Genomic DNA, 12,887 nt, shown 5'->3' with positions numbered 1-12,887 from the left:
TCCATTAAGGTAGGAAATTACAATGACAATCGAAATTAATGTACCAGACATTGGTGCAGATGAGGTTGAAGTAACTGAGATTCTGGTTAACGTTGGCGACAAGGTTGAAGAAGAACAGTCACTGATCACTGTTGAAGGCGATAAGGCTTCTATGGAAGTTCCTGCGTCTCAAGCGGGTATCGTTAAGGAAATCAAAGTAGCAGAAGGCGATTCTGTTTCTACGGGTTCTCTTATCATGATTTTCGAAGAAGAGGCGGGTGCTGCGGCACCTGCTCCTGAAGCTGCAACAGTGGCTCCAGCTGCGGCAGCCCCTTCTGTTGCCAACGAGATTAAAGATGTTCACGTTCCAGATATCGGTGGTGATGAAGTCGAAGTGACTGAAATCATGGTCAAAGTGGGTGACGCAGTTGAAGAAGAACAGTCTCTTCTTACTGTGGAAGGTGACAAAGCGTCTATGGAAGTACCAGCACCATTCGCAGGTACTGTCAAAGAGATTAAGATTTCTGAAGGCGATTCAGTTACCACAGGCTCTTTGGTCATGGTATTTGAAACTGCGGGTTCAGGCACGGTAACTCCAGTAGCAGAAGCTCCGGCAGCACCAGCAGCGGCACCTTCGGCTGCAGCGAATCAAGACGTCAACGTACCAGACATTGGCGGTGACGAAGTTGAAGTTACTGAAGTTATGGTTGCGGTTGGCGATACTGTTGAAGAAGAGCAATCTCTCATCACTGTAGAAGGCGATAAGGCTTCTATGGAAGTACCAGCACCATTCGCTGGTACCGTAAAAGAAATCAAGATTGCAGCTGGCGATAAAGTCACGACTGGCTCACTGATCATGGTATTCGAAGTGGCCGGCACTCCGGTTGCTGGCGCAGCTTCAGCTCCTGTAGCAGCACAAGTACAAGCAGCAGCTCCCGCTCCAGTTGCTCCTGCAGCGAAAGCAGATGCAGCACCGAAAGCTAACGATTTCAAAGAAAACCACGAGTATGCACATGCTTCGCCAGTGGTACGTCGTATTGCTCGCGAATTTGGTGTTAACCTTTCTAAAGTGAAAGGAACGGGTCGTAAGAGCCGCATCCTAAAAGAAGATGTACAGTCTTATGTGAAAGAGGCACTGAAGCGTCTTGAATCTGGTGCAGCAGCATCGACAAAAGGCGGTGACGGCAGCGCTCTTGGCCTTCTACCTTGGCCAAAAGTGGACTTTAGTAAGTTTGGTGACACAGAGGTTCAGAAGCTTTCTAAGATCAAGAAGATCTCAGGCGCTAACCTACATCGTAACTGGGTAATGATCCCGCATGTAACTCAATGGGATAATGCTGATATCACGGCGCTTGAAGCATTCCGTAAAGAGCAAAATGCGATTGAAGCGAAGAAAGATACAGGCATGAAAATCACACCATTGGTGTTCATCATGAAGGCGGTAGCGAAAGCTCTAGAAGCCTTCCCTGCGTTTAACTCTTCTCTGTCTGAAGATGGCGAAAGTATCATTCTTAAGAAGTACGTTAACGTAGGTATCGCGGTCGATACACCAAATGGCCTTGTGGTTCCTGTCTTTAAAGACGTGAATAAGAAAGGCATTTACGAGCTATCCGAAGAGCTAATGGTTGTCTCTAAGAAAGCACGTTCAGGTAAATTGACTGCAGCTGATATGCAAGGTGGCTGCTTTACGATTTCTAGCTTAGGCGGGATCGGTGGTACAGCATTCACGCCAATCGTTAATGCGCCAGAAGTGGGTATTCTTGGTGTGTCTAAGTCTGAAATGAAGCCTGTTTGGAACGGTAAAGAATTTGAACCGCGACTACAGCTACCACTTTCGCTTTCATACGATCATCGTGTGATTGATGGCGCTGAAGGTGCTCGTTTCATCACTTACCTAAACAGCTGCTTGAGCGATATTCGTCGCTTAGTACTGTAAGTAATATTAAAGGAAAGGGTGGCACTGATAATGCCGCCCTCATTTACGTTATATAGCGACAATTTGAAAATTACTTCGTTTTTTACAAATCGAATTGTTGTCTAGCTCACAGGCTAAATTGATTTACTTTTCACACCATTAACATCTCTGTAAACTGTTGGCGGTCTGAACATACTCTGTTTAAAAAAATAATTTGGACATAGCAAGAATCAAAATTTATTCAGCCTGTTAGGGATAATGACTACAAGAGGTCAAAATGAGCAAAGAAATTAAAGCCCAAGTGGTAGTGCTTGGTGCCGGTCCTGCTGGTTACTCCGCTGCATTCCGTTGTGCCGATTTAGGCCTAGAAACAGTTCTTATCGAGCGATACAGCACGCTTGGCGGTGTATGTTTGAACGTGGGTTGTATTCCATCTAAAGCACTTCTTCACGTATCAAAAGTGATAGAAGAAGCGAAAGCGCTCGCTGAGCACGGTATCGTGTTTGGAGAACCTCAAACTGACATCGATAAAATCCGTCTTTGGAAAGAGAAAGTTATCAGCCAGCTAACGGGTGGACTTGGCGGCATGGCTAAAATGCGCAAAGTTACGGTTGTTAATGGCCTTGGCCAGTTCACAGGTCCTAACTCTATTGAAGTTGACGGCGAAGATGGAAAAACGACGGTTAACTTCGACAATGCGATTGTTGCTGCTGGTTCTCGTCCAATTAAACTGCCATTTATCCCACATGAAGACCCAAGAATTTGGGATTCTACTGATGCTCTAGAGCTAAAAGAAGTCCCAGGAAAACTGCTTATCATGGGCGGTGGCATCATCGGTCTAGAAATGGCGACGGTATATCACTCTCTAGGCTCTCAGATTGATGTCGTCGAAATGTTCGACCAGCTGATCCCTGCGGCTGATAAAGATATGGTTAAGGTCTATACCAAGCGCATTAAAAACAAGTTTAACTTGATGCTGGAAACTAAAGTTACCGCAGTTGAAGCGAAAGAAGATGGTATCTACGTTTCAATGGAAGGTAAAAAAGCACCAGCAGACGCTGAGCGTTATGACGCGGTACTTGTGGCTATCGGTCGTGTACCAAATGGTAAGCTATTGAATGCTGAAAAAGCGGGTATCGAAGTGGATGAACGCGGCTTTATCAATGTCGATAAGCAGATGCGTACTAATGTTCCACATATCCACGCTATTGGCGATATTGTTGGTCAACCAATGCTTGCTCACAAAGGTGTGCATGAAGGTCACGTAGCGGCAGAAGTCATTTCTGGTAAGAAGCACTACTTCGATCCAAAAGTGATTCCATCAATTGCTTATACTGAGCCAGAAGTGGCTTGGGTTGGGAAAACAGAGAAAGAAGCGAAAGCGGAAGGCATTAACTACGAAACGGCAACATTCCCGTGGGCTGCGTCAGGTCGAGCTATTGCATCTGACTGTGCCGACGGTATGACCAAGCTTATCTTCGACAAAGAAACCCATCGTGTTATCGGTGGTGCGATTGTTGGTACTAACGGTGGTGAATTGCTTGGTGAAATTGGTCTGGCAATCGAGATGGGTTGTGATGCTGAAGATATCGCATTGACGATTCACGCTCACCCAACATTGCATGAATCTGTTGGTTTGGCTGCAGAAGTGTTTGAAGGCACCATCACAGACCTTCCAAATGCGAAAGCTAAGAAGAAAAAGTAATTAACGCGCATAAACGCAAAAAGCCGCTCTAGTGAGCGGCTTTTTTTGTCCATTGAATATCGTAACTAACGATTAATGGGCATTGTCGTTTTTATAGATGCACACCATGTCCATATAGCAATCAGTCAACGACTTGATGTTGTCAGAATTTTTAGTGCGGTTTGCTTCAATAAACAGCGAGTAGCAAATGCCGTGGAATAGACTGGTGAGATGCTCAACCTCGTGATGCGGGCAAACTTCGCCACGTTCACGTGCTTTAATGAACATGTTCGAGATTAATGCCTGACTTGTTTTGTTTGAAGACACAAACAACGGCCAAACTTCATCGCGTGTCGAGGTGCTCCATTCAAACCAGACTTTCATCCAGTGGCAATCTTCGATAACCATATCGACAACACCGTCTAGGATGGTGCTTAGGTTCTCTTTAGCAGGTAAGTCTAGATCGATGCGGTTTGAGAGGAAATTGGAAAACTGAAAGACCACGTGGTTGAGTACTTCATCCACCAGATCTTCGCGAGTGGGAAAATAGTTAAACACAGTCGCTACCGATACTTGCGCGATCTCGGCGATATCAGCGTGCCCGCCGCGTCCAATACCACGAGTTGCAAAAACTTCTAAGGCAATCTCCATCAGTTGAAGCTTTCGCTTCTGTGGGGAAAGTCGGGTTCTCGGTCTTTTTTGTATTGAGTCCATGATTAAATTCCTTGCCAACGTTGTTTATTAGACGGGAGACTCTGAGAGCTCATCCCCTTATTTTTAATAATTTTTATAAATCAGAGCGCTACAAGTGATGTATTAAATTCTGTTCACTAGTCGTGGGTAACGTACAAAAGTGACATAACAATCAATAAAGTGACACTCTGCTCATTTTTTATGAGTAAATAAGTGTAATGGTGCATATGCGATCGGGTCAATACACATACAACAATAGTTATCAAAATTATTAATTATTTATTCTGTCATCACGATTATTGTTGAAAAACTTGGCAAGTTACAATTTGGGGAGTGGGTGAGTTCACCTAATTTTTGTTGGGGTTTTAGGGGCACTATTGGTCTTTTTAACTATAATTTCTCTCAATCGCGGTGAAGTGTTACTATACGCCGCCAAGAGAAATACCGTTGTCGTCACTATAGATCGTATTGTTATAATTTATACAATATTACGGCCTTTAACCTTTTGTTTTATTACTAAGTATCAGTGTGGCGATTAAAGAACGTTAAAATGAGAATACTATGAAGCATACTGTTGAAGTTATGATTTCTGAACAAGAGGTTCAGGAACGAGTTACTGCGTTAGGTAAAGAAATCACAGAATTTTATCAAGGTAGTGAAAACTTAGTTATGGTTGGACTACTACGCGGCTCCTTTGTGTTTATGGCTGACCTGACTCGAGCGATCAGCCTAACTCATCAGGTCGATTTCATGACGGCTTCTAGTTACGGTAACACAATGGAAAGTAGCCGCGATGTTCGAATTCTTAAAGACTTAGATGACGACATCAAGGGAAAAGACGTGCTTTTAGTTGAAGATATTATTGATACCGGTAATACCTTAAATAAAGTCAAAGAGATTTTGGAGCTAAGAGAGCCAAACTCAATTCAGATTTGTACATTGCTTGATAAGCCCTCCCGCAGAGAAGTGCATGTGGATGCGAAGTGGATTGGCTTTGAAATTCCAGATGAGTTTGTTGTTGGTGTTGGTATAGATTACGCACAGAACTATCGTCATCTACCCTACATAGGTAAGGTTGTGCCGCAGGAATAATGTTGACTGCTTAGCGAATATAAAAAAGTGCCCACCTCATTGAGGTGGGCACTTTTTTATCGTAGGGCTATTTAAGTACTTCAGTGCTTAAAATTTTTGACATAGCGGCTTGATAGTTTACTTCGAGGCTTTCTCTGCTCGAACACCGCACGCCAAGATCTTGCAGTTTTCCATCACCGATCCCGTAAACGACACCGTGAATTTCAACATCTTGGCCTCGTTCCCACGCATTTTGCATGATTGTTGAGTTGCCCAAATTATACACTTGCTCGGCAACGTTAATCTCACAAAGCTTGTCACCCCAAGTATCACGTGGCAACTCGCCAAGCCAATTGCGATGTTTGAGGTATAAATCGCGAATGTGCAATAGCCAGTTGTTGATGAGTCCTAATTGAGGGTTTTCAATCGCCGCATTGACACCGCCACACCCATAGTGACCACAGACAATAATGTGTTTGACTTTAAGAACATCAACCGCATATTGCACAACGGATAGGCAGTTGAGATCAGTATGAATTACTTGGTTGGCAACATTACGGTGGACAAAGAGTTCGCCCGAATATAGCCCAGTAAGTCGCTCGGCAGGTACGCGACTATCGGAACAGCCAATCCAAAGGAATCCAGGGTTTTGGCCTTCCTCTAGCTTGGTGAAATACTCTGGTCTTTCAGAGCGAATCTCTTCAGACCACTTTGAATTGTTTTCAAAGAGTTGTTTGATTTCCGGCATATTACTTCCCTTCAATGATTCCAGATACTATACACAAAGTTACAGCTTGAATCTTGAGAAAATAATATCAAGGTGTACTCATCTGAGGTGTTAGTGAGACTAGAATCATCGGCTAAACCTACCAGTGAAATTTACTTATATCTTATGTAAATAGAATGACTGTTATTACTTATTAACTTGATGTCACATTTGTTAATATAAGGCAATTTTGTGGTTGTTTCTCAAGGATAGTAATGAAGTTAGGACATCGTTTTGAAGATATGAGCCTGAAAGGGGATCTGTTTGGTGGGGTAACCACTGCGATTATCTCATTACCTTTAGCGTTGGCGTTTGGAGTGGCGTCGGGTGCAGGTGCTGAAGCTGGCCTATGGGGCGCCATTATGGTGGGGTTGTTTGCCTCGTTGTTTGGTGGTTCTTCCAGCTTAATCTCAGAGCCGACAGGCCCCATGACGGTGATCATGACCGCGGTTTTGACGGCTATGATGGCCAAATACCCAGAAACCGGCATGGCAATGACGTTTACTGTTGTGATGATGGCTGGCGTGTTTCAAATATTACTTGGTACCTTAAAGCTTGGTAAATATATCACTCTGATGCCTTACAGTGTGGTCTCTGGATTCATGTCCGGAATCGGTGTCATTTTAGTTATATTGCAGCTGGCACCTTTGCTTGGTCAAGCCGCGCCGACGGGAGGCGTGATAGAAACCATTAAGGCTATTCCAGAACTGATGGCAAATATTGATTTCGCGGAGCTGTTTCTGGGGTTGCTTACCTTGGCGATTTTATTCTTGCTACCTAAAAAGTATCGTCAACATGTCCCGCCTCAACTCGTGGCATTGGTGTTGGTTACACTGATTTCTATGCTGTTTTTTAGTAGTGATAGTATTCGACGAATCGGTGAGATCCCGGCGGGTTTGCCATCGTTGGTGATACCGCATTTTAACGCTGAAATGCTAACAACTATGCTCATCGATGCCTTGGTGCTTGGCACGTTGGGTTGTATTGATACTTTGTTGACTGCGGTGATTGGCGACTCGCTAACACGTAAAGAGCATGACTCGGACAAAGAACTACGAGGTCAGGGATTAGCGAATCTGATTGCTGGTCTTTTTGGCGCCCTACCAGGGGCGGGTGCAACTATGGGAACCGTGACCAATATTCAAGTCGGCGCGCGTTCACCTCTATCAGGGGTGGTGCGTGCACTGGTCCTTGCCTTAGTGGTGCTGGTTGCTAGCAATCTAACAGAACCAATCCCAATGGCAGTGCTGGCAGGCATCGCGGTGTATGTTGGTTTTAACATTCTGGATTGGAGTTTTATTCAGCGTGCCCATAAAGTCAGTTTGCCAGGCATGGTGATCATGTATGGGGTTATGCTTCTGACGGTCTTTGTTGATCTTATTGTTGCCGTCGGTCTTGGGGTGTTTATTTCCAATATCATTATTATTGAGCGTTTGAGTCGAGAGCAAGCAAGGCAAGTTAAGGCGATAAGTGATGCAGACGACGATGATGTTCCCCTCAGCCAAGCGGAAAGAGAATTGCTCGACCGCACTCAAGGTAAGGTACTGTTTTTTTATCTATCTGGGCCAATGATTTTTAGCGTGTCCAAAGCGATTTCTCGCCAGCACTCAAGTATTGCAGATTACCAAGCGATGATTCTTGATTTGACGGACGTACCGATGATCGATGTGACGGTTGGATTGGCATTAGAAAATGCGATAAAAGATGCCAAGGATGCGCAGTGCCAGGTGTATCTGTTATGCCCAAATCAACAAACTAGACAACAACTCGATAAGTTTCATGTTATCGATCTTGTGTCATGTGATAACATCTTCTCTCAACGAGAGCGTGCATTGGAAGCCGCGTATAACGCTACAGTTTAAGTATTATTGAAAAGCGAGTATCAGCAATACTCGCTTTTTTATCATCAATGTTTTCTAGTCACTTGAAAACGGATCAATTCATCATCATGTCTAGAAGCATATTCTTATTTTTCGATATCATTGGAAATATCAAATTATTCCAATGAGACATTCTTCGGTGCAAAAAATATGGTCGCATTAGAAATAAAACAGCTTAGAAAAACATACGCTGGTGGGTTTGAAGCGCTCAAAGGTGTCAGCTTAACCGTCGAACAAGGTGACTTTTATGCTTTGTTGGGGCCGAATGGTGCAGGGAAGTCGACAACGATTGGGGTGATCACTTCTTTAGTGAACAAAACATCGGGCTCAGTAAAGGTGTTTGGTTACGATATAGACAAAGAGTTGGAGCTTGCAAAGCAGCAACTTGGCTTAGTACCTCAAGAGTTTAATTTCAATCAGTTTGAAACTGTGCAGCAAATCGTATTGCAGCAGGCTGGTTACTATGGCGTTCCAAAAGATTTAGCCAAAGAACGTGCCAAAAAGTACCTTAGTCAGCTGGATCTTTGGGAAAAGAAGGATGAACGGGCACGTAACCTATCAGGGGGCATGAAGCGCCGTTTAATGATCGCTCGTGCGTTAATGCACGAACCTAATCTACTTATTCTTGATGAGCCAACAGCGGGTGTCGACATCGAGTTACGCCGTTCTATGTGGGACTTTCTAAAAGAAATTAACAAGCAAGGTATCACGATTATTTTGACCACTCACTACTTAGAAGAAGCGGAGTTGCTGTGTCGTAATATCGGGATAATCCAACGTGGTGAGTTGATTGAAAATACCTCAATGAAGTCACTATTGAACAAGCTACATGTCGAGACTTTTGTACTGGATGTTGATACTAACCAAACGATTCCTGAGTTGTCGGGTGTGAATTCACAACAAGTCGTTAATGGATCTTTGGAGATCGAGTTAGAGAAGACGAAAGGGCTCAATCACGTATTTGAGCAATTAAGTCGAGCTGATATCAAAGTGTTATCCATGAGAAATAAAGCCAACCGACTGGAAGAATTATTTGTGTCTATTGTACGTAAAGAGGAGCGATAAGATGTATCAAGTCTACTGGACTGCGTTTAAAAGTTTGCTCGCCAAAGAAATCAATCGCTTTACTCGAATTTGGGTACAAACATTGGTTCCGCCAGCGATTACTATGACGCTGTATTTCATTATTTTTGGTAATCTGATTGGTTCCAGAATTGGACAAATGAATGGTTTTAGCTACATGGAGTACATTGTACCCGGTCTTATCATGATGTCGGTGATTACCAATTCTTACTCAAACGTTGCCTCATCATTTTTTAGCGCCAAATTTCAACGTAATATTGAAGAGCTACTGGTTGCCCCGGTACCCAATTACGTCATTATTGGTGGTTTCGTTATGGGGGGCGTGGTACGCGGTCTTCTAGTGGGCACCATAGTAACCTTTGTATCTCTGTTCTTCGTTGATCTGCAAGTTGAACACTGGGCGGTGATTATTGCGACAGTCTTTATGACTTCCGTCGTGTTCTCGTTAGGCGGTCTTATTAATGCTGTTTATGCAAAGACGTTTGATGATATCTCGATCATCCCTACTTTCGTATTAACGCCATTGACCTATTTAGGAGGGGTTTTCTATTCAATTAGCTTGCTACCTGAATTTTGGCAAGGCGTGTCCAAAATTAACCCAATTGTCTATATGGTCAATGCGTTCCGCTATGGCTTTTTAGGCGTGTCGGATGTAGGGATTGTGACATCTTTTGGCGTACTCTTTGTATTTATCGTGATACTTTATGGGGTAGCCCATCATTTGGTGACTAAGGGAATTGGCCTTAGAAGCTAGAGCGTAGACCTAGCGTTATACACTAAAAACACATTGAATAAAGTGGTGGCGATGGCCGCCACTTTTTGTTTCAGCCGAGACAAGGACGATAAATGCAACTTCCAGTGGAACTACAAACCGATGCTCAACGTGCTTTTGAGCGAATTCAAGATACCTATTCAGATCTTTCTCATTGGAGCTCAGAACAGCTGGGCCAGCTCAAATATGTTGTGACAATGAGCAGCTTCGTGGAAGAGACATTGCTAAAAGATGATGGACTTTTCGCCGTGTTTCCGGAGATGTTGACACATACTGAGCGAGCAGAGCAATATCGGTCTTTATTGGCCAGTAAACTGCAAGCATGCAGCACGGAGATGGATGGGCATCGAACTCTGCGTCAATTCCGTAATAGAGAAATGAGCTATATTGCGTGGCGCGACTTTGTCGGCAGTTGGCGGCTGGAACAAAGCCTGCATCACCTTTCAATGTTGGCTGAAGCCATGATTTTTGAAACCTACAAATGGCAATACGAGCTGTGTTGTAAAGAGTGGGGAACACCATGTAACTCGCAAGGACAGGCGCAGCCCATGCTTGTTATTGGGATGGGCAAGTTAGGGGGCGGTGAGCTCAACTTTTCATCTGATATTGATCTGATTTTCACCTACCCAGAAAACGGTGATACACAGGGTGCGCGTCGCTCTATTGCCAATGCACAGTTCTTTACTCGCCTTGGTCAACGTATTATTAAAGCGCTCGATCAGCAAACATTTGATGGATTTTGTTATCGTGTGGATATGCGATTGCGTCCCTTTGGAGAAAGTGGACCGTTAGTGATGAGCTATGCTGCGCTCGAAGACTACTATCAAGAGCAGGGGCGTGATTGGGAGCGCTATGCGATGGTAAAAGCTCGCGTGATGGGCAGTGAAATGTACCCGCAATACCAAGAGCTTCGTCAAATGTTGCGTCCGTTTGTGTTTCGCCGTTATATCGATTTTAGCGCGATCCAATCACTGCGACGTATGAAATCGATGATCAGCAGTGAAGTGCGCCGAAGAGGATTAGGCAACAATATTAAACTGGGCCCAGGTGGAATTCGTGAAGTGGAATTTATTGCTCAGGTATTTCAATTGATCCGAGGCGGACGTGAGCCTAGCTTACGTGGTCGAGGCTTATTAGAAACACTTGATGCGATTGAAACGTTGAATTTACTCGGTGCAGAGGAGGTTAAACAACTTCGTTCAGCATATTGCTTTTTGCGTCGCCAAGAAAACCTGTTACAGGCCATGGCCGATAAGCAGACGCAAACATTACCTGAAAAGCTCTGTGAACAACGTAAACTCGCGTGTGCCATGCGGTTTGAGAGCTGGTCGCAAATGGTTGAAGCCACTGAGCAACATATGTTGAATGTGCATCAAGTGTTTTCCAATTTAATTGGTGAAGACGAGGGGGAAGAAGAGGCCAACCCAATAGCGAAATACTTCCATGAACTCTGGGATATGGCCCATAGCCCTGAGGTGGTCGAGAGCGTTTTACAACAAGATTTGAATGTTCAAAATGCGGCGGATAAGCGCAGTATTATTTGCCAGTTTAAAGAAGATCTTGCAAAAAAAACCCTCGGCCCAAGAGGACGAGAGGTGATCAATCGTTTGATGCCCAAAGTCTTCAATGCCATTTATGCTCATAAAGACGCTGAGTTTGGTCTTGCGCGAGTGCTGCATGTGTTACATAAAATTGTTACCCGGACCACGTATCTTGAGCTTCTCGAAGAGCACCCAGCTGCGCTCGTTCAGTTGGTCCGACTGTGTACTGCGAGCCCAATGATCTCAGAGCAATTGGGGCGCTACCCAATATTGCTTGATGAGCTGCTCGATCCTGCACACCTCTATAACCCAGTGCCTCTTGAATCTTATAAAACAGAACTTAGAGATTATCTGGCTCGTATTCCTGAAGAGGATATGGAGCAGCAGATGGAAGCACTACGGCAGTTTAAACAAACGTGTATTTTGCGGATAGCGGCAGCAGATATCGCTGGCGTGTTGCCCGTCATGAAAGTAAGTGATCACTTAACCTCTCTAGCCGAGGCCATCGTCGATGCTGGAATCAATCAGGCTTGGCAACAAATGGTCGAGAAATTTGGAGAGCCGACCCACCTCAAGGACCGAGGTAGTAAAGGCTTCGCCGTCATCGGCTATGGGAAAGTGGGTGGCTGGGAGTTGGGGTACAACTCTGATTTGGACATTGTCTTTATGCACGACTGTCCGGTTCATACTTATACTGATGGTAAAAAAGAAATAGACGGGCGACAGTTCTACCTGCGCTTGGCACAACGCATCATTCATATTTTCTCTACCCGTACCGCGTCAGGGATACTGTATGAAGTTGATACTCGTTTAAGACCCTCTGGGATTTCTGGTTTGCTTGTAAGCCCAGCGGACGCGTTTGATGAATACCAGCATAACGATGCATGGACCTGGGAACACCAGGCATTGGTCCGTGCCCGAATGATCTATGGTGATGCATCTCTTCAGCAAGCATTTGATACCACACGGCATAACGTGTTGTGTTCGGAGCGCGATCAATCAGAGCTTAAACAGCAGGTGTGTGAAATGAGAGAGAAGATGCGTCAACACTTAGGGGGTAAGAAGCAACAGCGTTTTATGCTCAAGCAAGATGCCGGTGGAATTACTGATATCGAATTCTTAGCTCAGTATCTGGTGCTTCGTTATAGTCATGACAAACCCAAATTGACGCGTTGGTCTGACAATGTTCGTATTTTTGAATCCATGTGGCAACAAGGGGTGATAAAACAAGAGCAGGCGATGAGCCTAACCCATGCCTACACGGCAATGCGTGATGAAATTCATCATCGAAACTTGTTAAACCTAGATGCTGATGTAGCTGAAGATAAGTTGCGTGGTGAAAGAGAGGCTGTTAAGGAAGCGTGGTCACATTGGTTGGCTTAATCGCATCTGCTAGCCGATCTAGGATAAGGTATACAGTTATGTTTGTGCTACTATCCTTGTCATAGAAACATAATGCAAAAAAAACGGATTGGCTCATGCCTTTCCGAGATGAAAGATTTG

At 44.4% G+C, this 12,887-nt stretch carries 9 protein-coding genes; 7 read left to right on the top strand and 2 right to left on the bottom strand.

What is annotated here, in order from left to right; genetic code table 11:
* Nucleotides 1-22: 22 nt before the first annotated feature.
* Nucleotides 23-1,915 carry a pyruvate dehydrogenase complex dihydrolipoyllysine-residue acetyltransferase gene (gene aceF, locus LNL84_RS14465; RefSeq protein WP_244358279.1) on the top strand — a complete coding sequence of 631 codons (1,893 nt, stop codon included), beginning with the start codon at nucleotides 23-25 and terminating at the stop codon, nucleotides 1,913-1,915.
* Nucleotides 1,916-2,171: 256 nt separating this feature from the next.
* On the top strand, nucleotides 2,172-3,599 hold the full coding sequence (lpdA, locus tag LNL84_RS14460; RefSeq protein WP_244358278.1) for a dihydrolipoyl dehydrogenase: 1,428 nt from the start codon (nucleotides 2,172-2,174) through the stop codon (nucleotides 3,597-3,599).
* A 72-nt stretch (nucleotides 3,600-3,671) separates the two neighbouring features.
* On the opposite strand, the gene LNL84_RS14455 is transcribed toward lpdA, so the two are convergent.
* Complete coding sequence (locus LNL84_RS14455) at nucleotides 3,672-4,292, bottom strand: LuxR/HapR/OpaR family quorum-sensing transcriptional regulator (protein ID WP_244358277.1); 621 nt, start codon at nucleotides 4,290-4,292, stop codon at nucleotides 3,672-3,674.
* Nucleotides 4,293-4,832: 540 nt separating this feature from the next.
* Between LNL84_RS14455 and hpt the strand changes: the two genes are divergently transcribed.
* Complete coding sequence (hpt, locus tag LNL84_RS14450; RefSeq protein WP_244358276.1) at nucleotides 4,833-5,363, top strand: hypoxanthine phosphoribosyltransferase; 531 nt, start codon at nucleotides 4,833-4,835, stop codon at nucleotides 5,361-5,363.
* A 67-nt stretch (nucleotides 5,364-5,430) separates the two neighbouring features.
* Here hpt and can read toward each other — a convergent pair whose 3' ends face one another.
* Nucleotides 5,431-6,090, bottom strand: a complete 660-nt coding sequence (gene can / locus LNL84_RS14445) for a carbonate dehydratase (protein WP_244358275.1) — start codon at nucleotides 6,088-6,090, stop codon at nucleotides 5,431-5,433.
* Between the two features lie 233 nt (nucleotides 6,091-6,323).
* Here can and LNL84_RS14440 point away from each other — a divergent pair, with 233 nt between their 5' ends.
* From LNL84_RS14440 to glnE, 4 genes are all read left to right on the top strand, one after another.
* A complete protein-coding gene (locus tag LNL84_RS14440; RefSeq protein WP_244358274.1) occupies nucleotides 6,324-7,970 on the top strand; it encodes a SulP family inorganic anion transporter in 1,647 nt (548 codons plus the stop codon).
* A gap of 168 nt (nucleotides 7,971-8,138) precedes the next feature.
* On the top strand, nucleotides 8,139-9,053 hold the full coding sequence (locus tag LNL84_RS14435) for an ABC transporter ATP-binding protein (RefSeq protein ID WP_244358273.1): 915 nt from the start codon (nucleotides 8,139-8,141) through the stop codon (nucleotides 9,051-9,053).
* Nucleotide 9,054: 1 nt separating this feature from the next.
* Nucleotides 9,055-9,825 (top strand): ABC transporter permease, encoded by a 771-nt coding sequence (locus LNL84_RS14430; protein WP_244358272.1) that lies wholly within the window; start codon nucleotides 9,055-9,057, stop codon nucleotides 9,823-9,825.
* Between the two features lie 92 nt (nucleotides 9,826-9,917).
* The gene (gene glnE / locus LNL84_RS14425) at nucleotides 9,918-12,767 is read left to right on the top strand and encodes a bifunctional [glutamate--ammonia ligase]-adenylyl-L-tyrosine phosphorylase/[glutamate--ammonia-ligase] adenylyltransferase (protein WP_244358271.1); all 2,850 of its coding nucleotides are present in this window, start codon (nucleotides 9,918-9,920) and stop codon (nucleotides 12,765-12,767) included.
* Nucleotides 12,768-12,887 lie beyond the last annotated feature (120 nt).

Origin of the sequence: Vibrio gelatinilyticus (genome assembly GCF_022836845.1) — a bacterium.
GTDB classification, from domain to species: Bacteria; Pseudomonadota; Gammaproteobacteria; order Enterobacterales; family Vibrionaceae; genus Vibrio; species Vibrio gelatinilyticus.
This window is presented reverse-complemented; position numbering and strand designations above follow the sequence as displayed.